Raw genomic sequence first — 17,923 nt, 5'->3', positions numbered from 1 at the left:
ATGTAGATCCCGACATGACCTACATCACTTTTACTTTTGGAACTGCCCATATTCCCGAAGAAAATCAAGTCGCCTTTTTGGAAGTTTCCCCATGCAACCTTCTGGCCTACTTTGGCTTGAGCATCGTCGTCTCTATTAACTAGAGATACTCCGACATTAGCAAGCTTGTACACGAGATACGTGTAGCCGGAACAGTCCGTTTTGTATGGCGCATGAGCTTCTTGTCTTTGTCTCCAGTTCACATACTGAACTTTATTTTGCAGAGACAGCGCGGTTTGGACAACCTTGTTTCTTTTGGCGTCCAGGGAAAGTGCTTGTACAGAAACTGCTGCTGCGGACACTGTATCATTGCCGGATACAGGATTCGCTGGAGCTGCAAAAGCGCTGCTAGCGCTAATAAGTGGACTGAGTGCCAATGCACCTGTCAAAACAACCTTCGTGAAACGATTCAAAAAAAACCTCTCCTTTTCGCGGCCTGCGAGGTTAGCTGACGGATTAGGGTCAAAGAGTAATCACCCTGTCGCTTACGCGGCTTCACCCCATGATGGAACGGGTCCCCCGTGCTTTTCAAAAAAAGCTTCGGCCTTTATTATGATTTGGTGGTTCACCCATGTGAGGAAACGAATCCCGGTATGAGTTTTTTTGAGCTCCTTCATTCTAGCATCGGATCTAGCACATTTCATGGCGTAAATAATTCCAATGGGTCGATTACCTTACTCTGATATGACTTTGGTGTACTTGCTGTTTGTCGTTATGTATGCGATTTGGCCATTCCATTTTACTTGATACCAATACGAGTTAGCCTCTTTGACCAATTCGGCTTTCTGCCCAACTTGCAACCGACCGATGGTATCCGAGCTTAGACTAGCAGAAGCTTTCAGAGACACCCATCCATCTTGTGTAACAACGTACTTCTTCTTTACTTGCGGTTCACCAGGTTTGACAACGGGAGGCTTCGGATTTGGTGTCGGTGTCGGTGTTGGTGTCGGTGTCGGTGTCGGTTGTTGTCCACCAGTTGGTGTCCATTTTGGAACGGCCTTCTGAGGCGGCAGCACGTACGACTTCGGAATTACAGGTGCTTGTGCCGTGTGCCCTGCCATTCCTGTTAAAGCGGCGTCAGGCAATACGCGTCTTGCGGAATGGAATTTCTCTCCCCACCAATAGGACCAGCTGTCCACCGTGCCGAGTGCTGTGGGATTTCCGTCGCCCCGGGTTCCAATCACAACGGGTTGTCCGTCCCGATTCGTTCCCATGTATATGGCGACATGGGATACGGTGTCGTTCGCCTGCCATGTCAATATATCGCCGATTCGCAAGTTTTCAATGCCCGTCAACTGCCATTTCCCGTTTACTTTGCTCTTGCCCACGCCTTCTACCTTGGTGCCAACGGAATCATAGCTACGGGAAGCTCCCGTAATATTGAAGCCGAAGTCGCCAAACACCAATCGGGTGAAGCCGGAGCAATCTTCATATCCGTATTTGCCGTAAGCATCCGAGCCTTGTCCATATATAAAATAGCCGTTTTCCATGTACCATATGGCGCGATCTACGATTTGATAGGCCAACGAACTGCTAACATTTGCATATTTCTTGCGGAAATCGGCCACATTGTACAGCTCATCCTTCACATAACTGTCCGCATTGTTGTATTTGTTGTACTTGGCAGTGGCTTCTGCAGTGGAATAGCTTGTACTTGCGGAAGCAACTCCAGTAGCTCCTAGTGACAAAGCTAATGTGAGGCTAGCAATCTTTTTCTTCATATGTAGTCATCTCCTCAAATGGTTGATAGTACCATGATAGCAAGTTTGGATCGTGCATTTCACTGGTACTTATAACCAAGGAACATATAGGAAAGCCTTCCGGCAGGCTGTAACTGGAAACGTTACGTTTTGCTGGAAGGCAGGTTGAAGTTGTTTATTTCGTATTTTTATTCATCAAATCCCGTGCGTACTGGAAAGGAATTCGGAAGCTTTGTTCCCAGGCCTTTTGGCCATACACTTGCCTGATGACCGCTCTTCCTGGCTTGATGTTGATCTCGAGGAGCCACAGACGTCCTGTCTTGTCAACGGCGAGGTCGATCCCTAATTCGGACAAGCGGGAATTGTATGTTTTTTCGGTAAATTCCGGGATATAGGCTGCCACCTCAGTGATCGATTTGGTGAGCGCCTCTCCCTTCTCACTGTCGAATTCGTTCTTCAGGTAGCTGGCCACTTCATAAGCCCTGCCGCCGCTTTTTATATTAGAAGTAATAGAATTTTTCTKTCCTTCGCGTACGGCCATTCCCGTCATTTGCCAGTTTCCTTCGCCGTTCTTCTGCATGAGCGCGCGTATGTCGAACACGTGTCCATTCCGGTTTCGGATGTCGATCCATTGCTGCATGAGATGCCGGCCGTTCTTCAATACACTGCGGAGGTAGGAACCGAGCCGTTCAACTGGCAATCTCAACGTGACTTGACCATTTTGACGCACGGTGAAGCGATCTTGTTCAAGCGTTACTCGGATGATGCCTCTTCCGCCCCAGCCGTTGATCGGCTTCAGCATAATGCTTCCGTGTTTTTTTAGAAACTTGACGAACTCCTGAGAAGTCTTGACCTGTTCGGTTGGCAGCAAATAAGGCTGGAGGAAGGAGGAAACGAGCAAATGCTTCTGAATTTTGCACTTATTGCCTAACCCGTAGCCAGTAAAGCAGAGTTTCTTGCTATTCTTCACTAGGCTGGCTTTACGGATGGAGGCAGGGGTTTGATAGAAACCAATATCCATGTTGATTTTGGGATAAGGGGCCGTTTGTTTAAGCCAAGTACCGTTCCGATACAAATAGCCGCTGATCTGCTTGCGATCCAGGTTCACATCTTCCGGCGTATACACAATCACTCCATTGAATTGCTCCGCCAACGCGGCTCGAGCATGGCGTCGTAAGCTGTCCGGGTGTTTGATCCGGTGTGTCATGATGCCCAAAATTTTGTTCATACGCGCGCTCCCGCTTTCCCATCTATATAGTTCATCCTATTCTGCCCGTTCAAAAAGAGTGCCTGGGTATGTTCTCAATCTTGTCACCATGTGGAAAGATTACAAGAATCGCTAATTTTTTAACAAATCTTTAACATAGCGATAACACTCCCCCTCCATAATAAGATGTATCACAATCGGACGGAGGGGTGGGTATGGGTAATACAACCCTTGAAGCAAAGCCAACGAAAGAAAAGCAGCAGGTAGGCACCAAGTACATCAATCGCGATTTGAGTTGGATCGAATTCAACCGCAGGGTGCTGGAGGAAGCGCAGGACGTATCCACGCCGCTCTTGGAGCGAATCAAGTTCCTCTCCATCGTGTCCACCAATCTGGACGAGTTCATGAGCGTGCGTGTTGCCGGACTTACCGATCAATTGAAAGCGGGGTATAACAAGATCGATTTCACAGGCTATATGCCTGAAGGCTTACTGCGGCGTATTATGAAACGTACAGGTAAGATGGTGCAGGAACAGTACAAGACGCTGAGAGAATTATCGAGGTCACTTGCTCGTGAAGGACTTATATTTACCAGCTACGAGGACCTGAACTTAACACAGAAGAAGCAGATGGATCAATACTTCCACGACATTGTATTCCCGGTGCTGACGCCGATGGCGGTGGATCAGAGTCGGCCGTTCCCACTCGTTCACAGTCTTCATCTGTACTTAGCGGTCGTGCTCCAGCGTGAAGGTGAAAGCCCCGATGATGAACCGTATTTTGCAATCGTGCAGGTACCTTCTAATCTGTCGCGTACGATCAGGGTGCAAGGGCGCTCGAACAGCGTGAAGCAGGCGTTCATCATGCTGGAGGATTTGATCGAAACTCACATTCATACGATGTTCGCAGGGTATATCCCGATTGCTGTCCACCCGTTCCGTTTGACGCGTAATGCGGATTTGACGTTGAACGAAGAAGGGGCAGAGGATTTGTTGGAGGAAATCGAGAAGGAGCTGCGTCGTAGACGTTGGGGGTCTCCGGTTCGGTTGGAAGTAATCAAGGGATTTCACCCCTACGCATTGGACGTATTGAAGGAAGAATTTGAGATCGGGGACAACATATTCGTTATTGAGGGTCCGATAGATCTGAGCTGTCTGATGAAAYTCGTTAGCACACTGCCTGGGTTCGACTCGCTTCGCTATCCGAAGCTTGAGCCGGTGTATCCTAGAGAATTCGAACATACGGATGATGTGTTTCAGGTACTGCGCGAGCAGGACATGCTGTTGTACCACCCGTATGAATCGTTCATCGCGGTCGATGATTTCATCGAACAGGCGGCGTTGGATCCGGCTGTTATGGCGATCAAGATGACGCTCTACCGGGTTAGTGGCAATTCTGCGCTCGTCCAATCGCTTGCGAGAGCAGCGGAATCGGGCAAGCAGGTGACGGTCGTGGTGGAGTTGAAAGCTCGTTTCGACGAAGAGCGGAATATCGCTTGGGCGCGCAAGCTGGAGAAATCCGGCTGCCATGTGGTGTACGGTCTTGTCGGATTGAAGACACATGCGAAGATTACGCTGGTTGTCCGTCAGGAAGAGGAAGGGCTGCGTCGCTACGTACATGTGGGTACTGGCAACTATAATGGGAGCACGGCACGCCTTTACACGGACATCGGGTTGTTCACGACTCATCCAGACATTGGCGACGATGCTTCGGTGCTGTTCAACGAGATGACCGGGTATTCGACCCCGCATAATTGGAAGGCGTTCGGCGTTGCCCCGGCAGATATGAAGTCCAAGCTGTTCAGTCTGATCCAGCGGGAGGCTGCCCATGCCGCCGCCGGCAAGCCTGCTCGAATCATTGCGAAGATGAACAGCTTATCCAACCAGGAGATGGTCGATCAGCTGTATGCCGCTTCCCAGGCCGGGGTGAAGATCGATCTGATTGTGCGAGGCGTATGCTGTCTGAAGCCGGGCGTACCAGGCTTAAGCGAGAACATTACGGTTCGCAGCATCGTCGACCGGTATCTGGAGCACTCCCGTCTGTTCTTCTTTGACAACGGAGGGGAGCAAGAGGTGTGGTTGTCCAGCGCGGATTGGATGACCCGCAACTTGACGCGCCGCATCGAGCTGATGTGCCCCGTATTCGACCCTAATCTGAAGGGAATCGTCATCCAAATTCTGAGGCTCAGCCTGATGGACAATGTGAAGGCCAGGATGCTCCAACCGAACGGTCCATACGTACGGGTACACAATACCCTCACCCCGTTCCGCAGCCAATTTGAAGCGCAGGATATCGTTACTTGGAAGCAATGGCGTCCGTAATTTTGAGGCGGAGCCCCCACATCTTGTGAAAAGGTTTGGCGATCCGTTCCAGCTCCCGCAGCTCGACGAGCGGCATATGCGTATATTCCCAGCTAATGTGCAGGGTCTGCTTATTGTCCAGCAAGACGCGAATATCCTTGACAGGTTGTGTCTCGCTTCGATCCAAGGCGATAGCCAAATGCAGGAGAGTGCCCAACTTGTCAATCAGCTCCAGATCAGCTTCTACTAACAGTTCCTTATAAGGCAGCATCAACTGGCGGCTTCGGTTCCTGGATTTATAAGTGGCAACTAATGCGCACAATACGATTTCCCGATGAGACAAGCCGTCGATCCGGGCATGAGCCATCAAGTAGAATGTATGCTTATAGTAGCTGTAATAATTCACCGTAATGCCGATCCGGTACAACAAGGCTGCGGTTTGCAGGAATCGTCTTGCTCTCTGTCCGTATACGGCTTCCAAGCCGAGATCGTCGAACAACCGTGTTGCTAACCGGTGCACCTGGTACGCATGCGGCTGCGGCACAGAAGGATGAAGTGCGAGCAGATTGCTAACGCTGTAATCCAGTACGTCCTTGCAGATCGGAGAACCCGGGTATTCCGTCTCGAAGAACAGGCCATCTCGTAAGCCGGCACCGCTCACCACATAGTGGGAGGCGCCAATGTGTGCGAATACCGTGTGCAGGATGAGCAGTCCCGGGATGATAATGTCTGCGCGATCTCCTGATAATCCGTCCACCTTCTTGCGCTTATCCGCCGGGAGTGAAGGGAGCCAGTCCAACAGTTGCTCCATTGCTTCTGCGCTCATTTCGTAGTTATGGGCGGTATCCAATGCATATTTGCGACGTTTTTGGTCGATTTTACACAGAGAGCGAATTGTGCCTCCGAGACCAACGAGAGGCAATCCCGAGTGTCTGGCACTCTTGAGCCAAGGCTCAGCTTCTAGCGCGCGTTCAACCATAACCCGCAGCAGGGTAGCTTCGTCATTGCCGATATTGCCGTCTTTCCCGCAATACCGCTTGGCCATATTGACCGCGCCGAATGGCAGAGACATGCTATGTAACAACTTACGGTCTGCGAATAGGGACACTTCCGTACTGCCACCGCCGATGTCGATGACGAATCCGTTCTGGATGTCGATCGTATTGATCATCCCGACGAATCCGATTCGCGCTTCCTCCTCACCGGACAGTACTTGGATGGTTAGACCTGATCTCTGCTCCAGGAAGCTTATAACCTCGTTGGAGTTCGTGGCATTGCGAATAGCAGCCGTGGCGATGGCCCTTATGGACTCTACGCCGTGCATGCGGCACAGAAGTTGGAAATCGTTCAATGTACGAATAACGGACTCCAGGTTGTCCGGAGATATCGAACCGTCGCCATTGACCCTTTCGCTCAACCGGGCAGATTGCTTGCTTTCGTCGAYAACCCGGTGYGAAGTGGGGCCGATCTGTTCATAGATGACCAGTCTGATGGAGTTGGAACCGATGTCGACGATACCGCTGCGCTTGCTTTTCATCAAAAATAGCCTCCAAGGTGCAAATTATATGTATATTCTACCAAAAAAAACTTTATAGTGCTGATAATGAAAACCAGCTTATAAACAGCGCCGCTATGCGGTTCGCGGATTTTCCATCCCACAACTTTCCCACAATTGATCAAATTTCAATCCATTGCATCCAGTAAAGCGTCCAAACGCCCCACATCTCTTTTTTCACGAGCCTTTGTGACGTGGAGGTAAATAGCCTTTGTTACCTCGCTACCCTTTTTATGACCAAGCTGAGCTTGTATAGTGTCCAGGTCGGCTTCAGCTTCAGCCATTAAGCTTGTATACGTGTGCCTTAAGCTGTGAGGGGATAAGGTTTCCGGTAATTTAGCTTCCTTAAGTGCTTTTTTCATATAGGTAAGGATTCGAGTATAGTGAAGTGGGTAGCCTGCTCGTGCTTTCTCACAAAAAAACATAAACTGACGCTCTTTGTAAAAGTTAGGACCTTTTGAAAATGCAAACTCTTTCCGCCAAGCTAACTGGTCCTTAATAACAGTAACAGCCCTATTGCTTAGATGGATCGTCCTGTCAGATGACTTATTCTTCGGACTGGTTAATTGGTAGTTCTTAACGCTCTTCGGGACATATCTGGTTTTTGAAATCCTAAGTAGATCTTCACCGTCATAGTCTAACACAAAAAGGGCTGATAACTCCCCGATCCGCATTCCTGTGTAAGCGAGGAGCTCAAATATCCGTTTCATTTGCGGGTCTTTTTCGGCAGCGAGAAATAATTTGAGCTCTCCTTTCTCCAGAAAACGAGGAAGTTGCTTAGCGGATTCCCTTTCATCGAATGTTAATGCCTTTTTTGGTATGTATGCATATTGAGTAGGGTCAGTCTTAATCTTTCCTTTTTGAACGGCTCGAGCAAATATCATTTTGCAGCAACTGTGAAATGATATTAGGGTGTTTTGGGAATGTGTCTTATTTAGATCATGAAGCACACCCTGGTAAATGTCTTCAGTTGTTTCTTGTAACGTTAACCCTCCGATTTTTGATGTTAACAGGTCAACCATTTCTGACCGCTGGTCTGCTGTAATATCTTTTACTTCCCCCGTTGAAGAGTACCATTTATGCCATTCTTCGCTCCACGCGTCAACTGTGAGGTCGGCTTTCTCTAAATAAGTACCATTTAATAGCGATGCCTTAATTCTAACGCCTTCAGTTTCGGCTTGTGTAGCTGTCGGAAATGGATCAGATTCCTTCTGCTTCCTCTTACCTGTTACCGGATTTTTTATACTGTATCGGTAGGTAAACTTCCCATCGCGCTCTCTGACATTTTTTGGTAGCTTCTTTTTCTTTTTTTTCTTCTCTTTTTCCACCGCTTTCACCTCCGATTTCGAACGTATGTTCTGTATCTATTTATGGTAAACAGCCTCACAGCTGGTAAGCGCAGAGTGAAGATAATAAAGAAGTATGGACGATATAAGTCACTCGAACATTTCGACTACTCCAAGAGGGTCAAAGTATATAATGTATCGGTCTCCGTAGCTTACGCATATTCCATACTTGTCGTGGTAGCGTTGAATTGAACGTTCGAGGAAATCCTCAGTCACACCCAGATATTCAGCTATTTCATACCTGCCCTTTATCCGGGCATTGTATGCTCGTACAATTGCAGAAAATGGGACAAGTCGAGAATACGCCCATGCTCTGGCCCTGAGCTCTTGTTTGCGAGCCCGAATATCCGATTGATCGAGAATATTACCGGACGTGGTGAAATGGTGCCCTATCTCCTCAGCCAAAACACAAGTTTTCTCTACCCTGCTCGATATACTGCTTGAATTTAAGGCGATAACATTGTCAAAGTAAAGCCCTTTTAATCGCATATTCTTGAATGGGTGTTCTCGAATTTCGATGCTGTTCTCTTCGGCTTCGATCAATAATTTATCAAGCAACGGCCCCTCCTCATTTCCTTTTAGACTTCACATATTTTGCAAACTCTAAAATCTCATGCAATTCCTCGTTTGTAAAACCTTCTCCTTCGAAGTGAGCTGCAATGGTTTGAGGGGGTGAATCTATAAGCTCCATGCCGCCTTCTTCAATGATGTTGCTTTTCTTAATACCAAAACGGTTTGCCATTTTCTCAATTGCCCCCATGCGAGGTTCTTTTAAACCTGTTTCCCATGCTGATACAGCTTTGTTTGTCACTCCTGCTATATCCGCTAAATCCTGTTGAGTTAAATCGTATCGATCACGTAACTTCTTGATATTTTCACCGATCGTCATAATTTATCACTCCACTCTAATTTAAGTTGAGTATAAGCCATGTGTCGATAAAAATCAACTTAAAGATAGAATTATTTAACTTTTTGCGTTGACAATCTACTTTAGGTGGATTATGATAGCCCTATCACCTAAGAAAGGAGACGACGCTAATGGTCATTTCTCCGAAACAAGCTCGAGTGCTTTGCGATTTATCACAAAAGCAAGTTGCTGAAAAGCTTGGCGTACACAGGCAAACTTACATGAGATGGGAACGCAATGCAGATGAAATGCCTGTCGGTAAAGCGAAGGAATTTTCGAAAATTGTAAAGCGGAAAATGGATGAAATTTTTTTTGCCCCGGAGTCTACTTTAAGTGGATAGAATACCTCTTAAGGTAGACAATCATTAAGAGAGGTGGGATTCAGATGTTAGCAAGCGAACTGCCGCAAACATTTACAGTTCGTGAGGCCGCAGATTTCTTAGGTATTAGTAAACCCACTGTAGATCGCCGGATCAGCTCGGGGATGCTTATGAGTTACAAGGACGGCAAATTAAGGCGAATTAGACGAGAGGCACTCATTGAGTATCAAAATTCGTTGGAGAGAGTAAACCGTGATTTACTCGCCGGAGATGTTGGAAGGAGGTAAGTCCGATGCAAGTGGATCCTAGACTAGTCAAAGCGATCCTTGCAAACAAACTGGCTAAGTTCAGGAGCCTGAACCTTCCAGCTGGCAAGCTAGTGAAAATGCATGAAGATTTACTCGTTATGGCAATTGACTCTTTGTTTATACAGGAGGAGCAGATCCACGATCTTAACGAGCGGGTGAGGGCATTGGAGAAGGAGAACACGTTGCTGAGCTTGTTTGGAAGGGAGGTGAAACAATTTGACCAAGAAGGAGCCGTGGACGCAAGAACTGTTGTGGGTAAAACGTGATTCAAATGATGTGATTGTCAAGGTGAGCGAAACTGCACCGGAGAACGAGGATTTTGTCCCTACTGTTCCGCGTGGACAAAAGTAAATCCGCTGCCCTGGCCGGCAACGGATCCGCTAAAAAAGAAATAACATTATTAGCCCGATCGTACCACAAAGCAATCATTACGACAAGATTCCATTTTCAAAATACTTACATTCCAGGAGGACTCATATGGCAGTAAACATTCATATCAGCGGTGAAACCGCTGCAGAAGCTCTTAAGGATTTGTCTCAACTTGCTTCAGGACTGTTGTCCGGTGCTGCTGCACCAACCGCTGCTCCCTCAGATGCATCAAAGCAAGAGAAGCCAGCACGAGGAGGCCGTCAGACAAAGCCTGTAGATGACCCTAAACCTGAGCCTGAGAAGCCAGCTGGGGAACCGGAGGCCGAGCCGATCCAAGAGGACGATCCGGCTCCGGAAGAGTCCGATCCGGATGTTACCGACGAACCGATCCCTAGCGTGGTCGATCTACGCGCAAAGGCTGCTGAGGTGGGAGCGGACGCCGCCAAGAAACCGAAGATCAAAGCGCTTTTGGATGAATTCCAAGTGCCGAATATTACGGCTGTCCCTGAAAATCGCCGTGCAGAGTTTCTACGCCGTTTGAGCGCCCTATGACCCAGGCACATGCAGAACGTGCACACGCCTTACTCGGTGCGTCCAAGGCGGAGCAGTGGATCAATTGCACACCGAGCGCACGGATTCAGGAGAGCATCGAAGAGAAGCGCAGCGAGTTCGCCGACGAGGGGACACTAGCGCATGAACTAGGGGAAGCCAAGCTCCGTCGACGTTTACTTCCCTGCAATTCGGCGGAACGTAAACGGCTGGATGGGTTGATTGCAACAATTTGCGACAACCCTTTCTATGGCCCAGAGATGGAGAACGCGGTCCAGGAGTATGTCGAGATTGTTGAGGAACGGTTCATGGCTGCTAAGGCCCGGACACCCGACGCAGTTATTCTCCTTGAAGAGAAGCTGGACTTCTCGGAGTGGGTGCCAGAAGGATATGGCACCGGGGACGTCGTCCTGATCGCCGATGGTGTGATGGAGATCATCGATCTGAAGTATGGCAAGGGAGTACCGGTTAGTGCGATCGGCAATCCGCAGATGCGGCTATACGGCCTTGGTGCTTGGAACGGATATAACTACCTGTACGACATCCAAGAGGTCCACATGACGATTGTCCAGCCCCGCCTCGACAGTGTGAGCACTGACATCATGCCGATCGACGATCTGTTGTCATGGGCTGAGGAGATCGTCAAGCCTGCTGCCGCGCTGGCCTTTGCTGGGGAAGGTGAATACAAGCCGGGTGATCATTGCCGCTGGTGCAAGGTCAAGGGCAATTGCCGTGCCCGTGCCGACGCTAATATGGCCGCGTTGGCTTACGAGTTCAAGGATCCGGCACTGCTGGATCTGGAAGAGATCGGATCGATCCTCTTCGTCGCCGAGCAGTTGAGCGTTTGGGCAAAGGATGTCGCGGAGTATGCATTCGAACAGGCTAAGGCGGGCAAGCGGATTCCATCGTGGAAGCTTGTAGCTGGCAAGAGTAACCGATTTATCACCGATAAGGAAGCTGCTATTGCGAAACTCATTGCCGGCGGATTCGAGGCAGATAAGATTTTGAAGCCTAAGGAGCTAATCGCAATGGGCGATCTCGAGAAGAAGATTGTCGGTAAGAAAAAGTTCGCAGAGTTGTTGGATGGTCTGATCATCAAGCCGAACGGTAAGCCGACGTTGGTCGCAGAGACGGACCCACGGCCTGAGCTGAACAGTGCGGCGTCCGCAGCAGCCGACTTCGCAGAGGAGGACTTAGGCGATGGAAGCTAAGCTGGCTCGATTGCAAGAACGTGTATCGCTCCGGTTCGGTTGTAAAGTCGATGTGTATCGCCAAGAAGGGAAAGGCGTCCTGGTTGTGCAGCACGGAAACCCTTTAGAACCTGTCAACATTATTTTTGTACTTTCGGAATTTGAACTGAGCTTATTCTAAATCATCCATGCAAAGGAGCTAACCCAAATATGGCTAGAAAAATCACAGATACGAACATCGTTACTAACGAGGTACGCCTCAGCTACGTAAACCTACTCCAGCCTCGTAAGAATGATAAGGGCGGAGAGAAATACGACGTATGTGTACTGCTGCCGAAATCGGATAAGGAAACGCTGCAACTAATCAATGCCGCAATTGAAGCCGCAAAAGCGGAGTGGAAAGGCAAGTTCGGGAAGGTGCCGCCTGCCCTGAAAACACCTCTTCGCGACGGGGACAAAGAGAAGGACATTGATGAGCAGCCGGAGTTCGCAGGCCATTACTTCTTCAATGCGACCTCTCAGAATAAGCCGGGGATCGTGGATCGCCAGACAAATCTCATCACCGACTCGACAGAGGTCTACTCCGGTATGTACGCCCGAGTAAGCATCAACTTCTATCCTTATTCGAATGAAAGCAAGGGGATCGCCGTCGGTCTGAAAAACGTGCAGAAGCTTCGCGATGGTGAGCCGCTCGGCGGCAGCTTCCAGAAAGCAGAAGACGTGTTCAGCGACAATCTGCCGGAAGACGACAGCTTCATGAACTAACTAATTTGCTTAACAGCTATGGAGGGGATTCGGGTAACGGGTCCCCTTTCCTATACGAATATTTGGGAGAGTGCTATAAATGGCGACGGTTATCGACAAAGCTAAACTATTGATCTGGTTGCATGCGAGATTTATCTGTTCGTTCTACGGGAAAGAGAAGCAAGCTTTCGATGATATTAAGCGCATTGTTGAATCTGGGAAACTCGATTCAGCTGAAACGACAGGAATTAACGATTTAGTCAAATCGGCTCACCAGAACGCTATCAATAAGGGCTGGTACGAGGAACCCCGAGCCTTTGGAGAGGATATAGCACTCATGCATTCTGAGTTGTCGGAGGCGCTGGAGGATCACCGGAACGGCCGGGGCATTCGGGAGATTTACTACGATGGCGAGAAGCCGTGCGGCATTCCAACGGAGCTGGCAGATGTCGTAATTCGGATATTTGACACGTGTGGCCACTACGGCATCGACCTCGAAGCCGCGATCCGGGAGAAGATGGCTTATAACTCGACTCGGCCTGTAAGGCACGGAGGGAAGAAGCTATGAAGATTATCGATATGAAATTTCAATATTTCAATCAGTGTCAGAACCTGTATATCACTGCTGAAGGTGACAACCTCATCCCTAAGTTCGAGCACGTCATTTCTATAGAAACGGGTTCACACTTACATTATGGTGAAAATCAGTATGGTATCGTAAATTTTGGCCTTTGGTATGACGATCCAAAAAAGCGTCCGGGACATGGAAGCTATTGGTCATCGAGGGAGTCGGTCGTTGGTCCTTTAATAGGGAAGAACCTGATTTCGGTTTCTATTAATCGAGTGGGTGTATCAATGAGTGAAGATGCACTAACGCCTCTTCTGCCTTCCGATTACCACATTGTAACTAAAACTGTTGGAGCAGAAATATATCACGAGATTCAGCGAAGAGATAGGAATAACGAGGAAACTCCTTACCAGGATATCATTGGTAGACTTACCCCGTCCTACTGGTTCGGGTAGTCATATGACCATCCTCCGAATCGACGTCGAAACTTATTCCAGCATCGACCTGAAAACGTGCGGCATGCACCGCTACATCGAAGCTCCAGACTTCGAGATTCTGCTATTCGCCTACGCTTACGATGACGAGCCGGTGCAGTTGGTCGATCTAACCGCTTTCGAAGACCTACCGGAGCGAGTGCAGCACGATCTAGTCGATCCATTCGTCACCAAGATGGCTTTCAACGCGGCGTTTGAGCGCGGGACTATAGCCAAGCACTTCGGAATTAAATGCAACCCTCTTCAATGGCGATGCACCGCTGTACATGCGCTGGCGCTCGGGCTGCCTGGATACCTGGAGGGCGTGGCCGAAGTCCTGAAGCTGGAGGTTCAGAAGGACACCAAGGGTAAGTCACTGATCAAATACTTCTCTGTACCCTGCAAGCCGACGAAGACAAACGGTCAGCGGACCCGGAACTACCCGCACCATGACCCGGAGAAGTGGGAGCAGTACAAGGCGTACAACGTGCAGGACGTTGTGGTCGAGCGGGAGGTCGCCCGAAAGCTGGAGCGCTTCCCGGTTCCGGAGAAGGAGTGGAAGCTATGGGCTCTGGATCAGAAGATCAACGATCGCGGTGTCCGGCTCGATCCAGTTCTGGTACAACAAGCCATTACTTGCGCTTCATTATATACCGAGCGGCTTACTTTTGAAGCTAAGGAGTTATCTGGACTCGATAACCCGAACAGCCTGACACAGCTCAAGACGTGGCTTGCAGAGAGAGGGTTAGAGACTCCCGACGGACTCGGTAAAGACTTTATGCCTGTCCTACTGGATGCCGCGCCGAGTGATGAGACGAAGCGCATGCTAGAACTGCGGCAGGAGATGGGCAAGACCAGCAACAGCAAATACGACGCAATGGCTCGAGCGATATGCTCTGATGATCGTGTGCGGGGTATTCTCCAGTTCTGCGGGGCTAATCGGACGTGGCGATGGGCTGGTAGAAACGTGCAAATGCACAACCTTCCTCAGAACCATCTCGATGACCTAGCGCTGGCGCGAGAGACTCTACGAAGCGGTGACCATGAGTTGCTGGAGATCCTGTATGGGGCTCCTCCGTTCGTCCTGTCTCAGCTGGTCCGTACAGCACTCATTCCGTCCGAAGGCTGTCGCTTCATCGTAAGCGACTTCGCCGCCATCGAGGCTAGGGTCATCGCATGGCTTGCCGACGAACAATGGGTACTAGACGTATTCTGCGGGCACGGCAAAATCTACGAAGCAACAGCTGCACGTATGTTCAACGTTCCGTTCGAGACGATCGTGAAGGGTCATGCCAATTATGTGTTACGGGCTAACGGTAAGGTGGCTACGCTCGCCTGTGGATTTGGCGGCGGGGTGGCTGCACTCGAGAAGATGGACAAGAAAAAGGAGATCCCTGAGGACCAGTACGACCGGCTAGTGAAACAATGGCGCGAGGCGAATCCGAAGATTAAGCGATTGTGGTATCGAGCCGAGGAAGCCGCCATGGAAGCGGTGAGCCGCAAAACAACGGTGAAGCTCGCTCACGGTGTGCAATATCGGTTTGAAGCTGGCATATTGTTCGCCGATCTGCCGAGCGGCCACAGCTTAGCCTATCCGCAAGCTGCCATCAAGCACGACACAAAATTCAACAAAGACGGGCTAGTCTTCTATGCACAGGATGAGCGGAACCAGTGGTCCCAACAACGGACATGGGGCGGAACCCTTGTCGAGAACCTGGTACAGGCGATCGCTCGAGACTGCTTGGCTGAGAACCTTCTGCGGCTGGATACTGAAGGGTATGTTATACCTCTCCATGTACACGATGAGGTGGTGCTGGACGTACCGATCGGGACCGGCTCCGTGGAGCACGTGACGGAGATCATGAGCCAGCCGATCAGTTGGGCGCCCGGGTTGCCGCTGAGCGCAGCGGGATTTGAATGTGGCTTCTATCAAAAGGATTAGCGATGGGCGGGGAAAAGAAAAAATCCCCCTTATCGGAGGATAATTCCCGCAACAATCGCTGCTACTGTTAGTAGTTTGATTGCCACTTGGGCGTCGAGTTCAAAAGAGAACCTCATACAACCCCTCCTTTGGCAGGGCAGTATAGCCACATTTAAGTGAGCCCTTGCTATTAGGACGGCATCTAACAAGTTATCTTACTAGATCCCATCCTACTAGCAATAAGGAGATATTAATAGAATACCAAATTTTCGTTGGATTTGTAAGCTGAAACATACGTTCTTAAAAAGACTTCAGGCATTTATTGAAAGGAGGACATTTGGCATGAATCTTCAAACTAGAATAATGGCGACCATTGCTGAAATAGTTGAGCAGTATATGGACGAATCAACAGCGGGGCATCCTTGGGGAATCAGCTGGAGCGGTGGCAAGGATAGCACAACCGTACTTGTCTTGGTGTGTAGGGCACTTCAGATGCTCAAGCCCGATAAGCGTACGCGACCTGTATACGTAATTACGAGCGACACTAGAATCGAAAACCCTATCATTGTTGATTACGTGCATCGTCAGGTGAGGGCTATTAACCGTTGGGCGCGGCAAAATGGGATGCCGATCCAGACAGAAGTCGTATCCCGCGAGACTAAGCGGAGTTTTTGGGTCGGTGTAATCGGTTGGGGTTGGACCTTGCCGACGAATGGTGACGATCGATATTGCACACACGCCCTTAAGATTGAGCCTCAGAACAAGCGGTACCTCAACCTAAACCCTTCTTTACAACTTATCGGTAGCCGGACAGAGGAGTCCACTCGACGGGCCACGACCATCGACAAATACCGGGAAGAACGTGGCAGTCGTTTCAGTGTAAGTCCATACAGTGATGGCCGTAGGCTCTATATGCCGATCGTTGATTACACAGTGGATGAGGTATGGCAAATTCTACTCAATCCGTTACCATGGGGCCCGAGTGATGAGATCAGGCGGCTTTATAAGGATGCAACAGGGGAGTGCGCCTTGGTTAATCCCGGCGGCTCTGTCAAGGCGACACAAGCCTGCGGCGCTCGTTTCGGCTGCTGGGTGTGCCCGCCAATTACGAAGGACAGGTCGACGGAGAACATGTCCTCCATATACGAGTGGATGAAGCCGCTAACGGAGTGGCGGCAGCTCCTCAAGGACGTTCACAACCCAAAGAAAAACCCTCATCTCCGAAGCGGTTATCGAAGAAATAAGACACCGATGGGGCCAGGAAAAGGATGCTTGGCGGTCCATGCGAGGAAGCAACTCCTTGAGCGACTGCTCCAGACACAAGAGGATGTAAACCGTCTTCGGGAGCTGGACGGGAATCCCTTGCACCGCGTTCCGATCGAGCTGATCAGCCAGGAAGAGCTCGATATGATCCATGCAGCTTGGGAGGAAGACACCGTAAAGCGTCCATGGTTGATCGATAACAGTGAGATGGAGCCTGGAGATTTTGAACGGGCTGTGACGGATCTGGCTGAGAAGCAAATCGTTCGTAAGCAGAAACGCGCAGAGAAGAAAAAGCTGCTTTCTGAGAAGCCTTATCCGGCGGTGACTATATGAATGCGGTTTTTATTAAAAGGATTAGTTTTTATGGTGAGCGGGCATCTCAGCGGTGTATCTCTTTGTAATTAACTCCATGGAGAGCCAGTAAACAGTAAGGTCAATCAATTCCTTAAGGTTGGAGATATCTTTTTGTTCCCACTTTCTCACATAGTGAGTTTCATCGTTTCCTAGCCATGTTGCTCTCTCGGAACAAAGCCTAATTCGGTCATCTTTGATCAGTTCAATGCACTTGCCTAAAAATTTACCTTTGATTTCATCTTCAGGATAGACGGCTAAACTAATCAAATAATCTTTGATAAGAAATTCAAGGGACTTCCGATAACCAGGCCCGCAAACCTGGTCCAAATCATTAGTTTCGGCAAATTTAGATTGGTTATATATTTCAACAAAATTAGGCGAAAGACTAGTAATCTCAAGCGGGAAGTCCCTTAACTCAACTGTTCTGGGTTTTGTATCGAACAACTTAATCACGGCATGTGTCCCAGTTAGATTAAATGTGTAGTAGGCGATGAATAACTCGAAGCATTTTTCACTAGAGCACTTAAAGACCACTTGAACTATGCTTTTCAACGTTACTGATTCGGCAACTTTCTTTGGAACAATATGCCTATGACAGATTGGACAACTATCCGGTAACTGAATTTGCTGATTTACATTCCCTACTCTTATAGTTTCCAAAAGTTTACACCTCGCAAATGAATTATTTGAACACTATTCGACATTATTTTCCATAATCCTTTTTTGAAGGTGGCGAGGACAGTGGAAGGAAAATCGCAAGGCCAATTGTCATATGAAGCAGATGTAAAGCGGAAACCAAACTACCACGAC

Annotated in this window: 20 protein-coding genes and 1 riboswitch; of the genes, 12 read left to right on the top strand and 8 right to left on the bottom strand. The window is 49.1% G+C overall.

Going from position 1 to position 17,923, the window contains the following annotated elements:
- From AC1DWB_RS18425 to AC1DWB_RS18415, 3 genes are all read right to left on the bottom strand, one after another.
- A partial coding sequence (locus tag AC1DWB_RS18425) for a C40 family peptidase (RefSeq protein WP_477542546.1) occupies positions 1-452 on the bottom strand: 452 nt, incomplete at its 3' end.
- 5 nt (positions 453-457) lie between these two features.
- Positions 458-595: riboswitch (cyclic di-AMP (ydaO/yuaA leader) on the bottom strand.
- A 118-nt stretch (positions 596-713) separates the two neighbouring features.
- Complete coding sequence (locus AC1DWB_RS18420) at positions 714-1,760, bottom strand: NlpC/P60 family protein (RefSeq protein ID WP_477542545.1); 1,047 nt, start codon at positions 1,758-1,760, stop codon at positions 714-716.
- Positions 1,761-1,914: 154 nt separating this feature from the next.
- Positions 1,915-2,967 carry a YheC/YheD family endospore coat-associated protein gene (locus AC1DWB_RS18415; RefSeq protein ID WP_477542544.1) on the bottom strand — a complete coding sequence of 351 codons (1,053 nt, stop codon included), beginning with the start codon at positions 2,965-2,967 and terminating at the stop codon, positions 1,915-1,917.
- 194 nt (positions 2,968-3,161) lie between these two features.
- Here AC1DWB_RS18415 and ppk1 point away from each other — a divergent pair, with 194 nt between their 5' ends.
- Complete coding sequence (gene ppk1 / locus AC1DWB_RS18410) at positions 3,162-5,267, top strand: polyphosphate kinase 1 (RefSeq protein WP_477542543.1); 2,106 nt, start codon at positions 3,162-3,164, stop codon at positions 5,265-5,267.
- On the opposite strand, the gene AC1DWB_RS18405 is transcribed toward ppk1, so the two are convergent.
- The 4 genes from AC1DWB_RS18405 to AC1DWB_RS18390 all read right to left on the bottom strand — a co-directional run bounded on the left by AC1DWB_RS18405 (position 5,242) and on the right by AC1DWB_RS18390 (position 9,036).
- Positions 5,242-6,783, bottom strand: coding sequence for a Ppx/GppA phosphatase family protein (locus AC1DWB_RS18405; RefSeq protein ID WP_477542542.1), 1,542 nt, complete (start codon positions 6,781-6,783; stop codon positions 5,242-5,244). The two genes, ppk1 and AC1DWB_RS18405, sit on opposite strands and share 26 nt — an antisense overlap.
- A gap of 146 nt (positions 6,784-6,929) precedes the next feature.
- A complete protein-coding gene (locus AC1DWB_RS18400; RefSeq protein WP_477542541.1) occupies positions 6,930-8,129 on the bottom strand; it encodes a tyrosine-type recombinase/integrase in 1,200 nt (399 codons plus the stop codon).
- Positions 8,130-8,237: 108 nt separating this feature from the next.
- Entirely contained in the window at positions 8,238-8,705 is a 468-nt protein-coding gene (locus tag AC1DWB_RS18395; RefSeq protein ID WP_477542540.1) for an ImmA/IrrE family metallo-endopeptidase, read from the bottom strand.
- 10 nt (positions 8,706-8,715) lie between these two features.
- On the bottom strand, positions 8,716-9,036 hold the full coding sequence (locus AC1DWB_RS18390) for a helix-turn-helix transcriptional regulator (protein ID WP_477542539.1): 321 nt from the start codon (positions 9,034-9,036) through the stop codon (positions 8,716-8,718).
- 149 nt (positions 9,037-9,185) lie between these two features.
- On the opposite strand from AC1DWB_RS18390, the gene AC1DWB_RS18385 reads away from it, so the two are divergent.
- From AC1DWB_RS18385 to AC1DWB_RS18335, 11 genes are all read left to right on the top strand, one after another.
- Positions 9,186-9,395, top strand: a complete 210-nt coding sequence (locus AC1DWB_RS18385) for a helix-turn-helix transcriptional regulator (protein WP_477542538.1) — start codon at positions 9,186-9,188, stop codon at positions 9,393-9,395.
- Between the two features lie 44 nt (positions 9,396-9,439).
- Entirely contained in the window at positions 9,440-9,661 is a 222-nt protein-coding gene (locus AC1DWB_RS18380) for an excisionase family DNA-binding protein (RefSeq protein ID WP_477542537.1), read from the top strand.
- 5 nt (positions 9,662-9,666) lie between these two features.
- Entirely contained in the window at positions 9,667-9,948 is a 282-nt protein-coding gene (locus AC1DWB_RS18375; RefSeq protein ID WP_477542536.1) for a hypothetical protein, read from the top strand.
- A gap of 211 nt (positions 9,949-10,159) precedes the next feature.
- Positions 10,160-10,603, top strand: a complete 444-nt coding sequence (locus tag AC1DWB_RS18370) for a hypothetical protein (RefSeq protein WP_477542535.1) — start codon at positions 10,160-10,162, stop codon at positions 10,601-10,603.
- A complete protein-coding gene (locus AC1DWB_RS18365) occupies positions 10,600-11,811 on the top strand; it encodes a DUF2800 domain-containing protein (protein WP_477542534.1) in 1,212 nt (403 codons plus the stop codon). The genes AC1DWB_RS18370 and AC1DWB_RS18365 overlap by 4 nt, the downstream gene beginning before the upstream one ends.
- Positions 11,801-11,971, top strand: coding sequence for a hypothetical protein (locus tag AC1DWB_RS18360; RefSeq protein ID WP_477542533.1), 171 nt, complete (start codon positions 11,801-11,803; stop codon positions 11,969-11,971). Before AC1DWB_RS18365 ends, AC1DWB_RS18360 begins: the two co-directional genes overlap by 11 nt.
- Positions 11,972-12,000: 29 nt before the next feature.
- Complete coding sequence (locus AC1DWB_RS18355) at positions 12,001-12,555, top strand: DUF2815 family protein (protein ID WP_477542532.1); 555 nt, start codon at positions 12,001-12,003, stop codon at positions 12,553-12,555.
- 226 nt (positions 12,556-12,781) lie between these two features.
- A complete protein-coding gene (locus AC1DWB_RS18350; RefSeq protein ID WP_477542548.1) occupies positions 12,782-13,102 on the top strand; it encodes a nucleoside triphosphate pyrophosphohydrolase family protein in 321 nt (106 codons plus the stop codon).
- Positions 13,099-13,557, top strand: coding sequence for a hypothetical protein (locus tag AC1DWB_RS18345; protein ID WP_477542531.1), 459 nt, complete (start codon positions 13,099-13,101; stop codon positions 13,555-13,557). Before AC1DWB_RS18350 ends, AC1DWB_RS18345 begins: the two co-directional genes overlap by 4 nt.
- 4 nt (positions 13,558-13,561) lie before the next feature.
- Positions 13,562-15,517: a DNA polymerase gene (locus AC1DWB_RS18340; protein WP_477542530.1), complete on the top strand. Its 1,956-nt coding sequence runs from the start codon at positions 13,562-13,564 to the stop codon at positions 15,515-15,517.
- Between the two features lie 321 nt (positions 15,518-15,838).
- The gene (locus AC1DWB_RS18335; protein WP_477542529.1) at positions 15,839-17,092 is read left to right on the top strand and encodes a phosphoadenosine phosphosulfate reductase domain-containing protein; all 1,254 of its coding nucleotides are present in this window, start codon (positions 15,839-15,841) and stop codon (positions 17,090-17,092) included.
- Between the two features lie 21 nt (positions 17,093-17,113).
- On the opposite strand, the gene AC1DWB_RS18330 is transcribed toward AC1DWB_RS18335, so the two are convergent.
- Complete coding sequence (locus tag AC1DWB_RS18330) at positions 17,114-17,773, bottom strand: hypothetical protein (protein WP_477542528.1); 660 nt, start codon at positions 17,771-17,773, stop codon at positions 17,114-17,116.
- Positions 17,774-17,923: the final 150 nt, after the last annotated feature.

This window comes from Paenibacillus sp. P4_E11 (assembly GCF_056401635.1).
The sequence above is the reverse complement of the archived record's forward strand: the minus strand, read 5'-3'. Positions and strand labels throughout refer to the sequence as shown.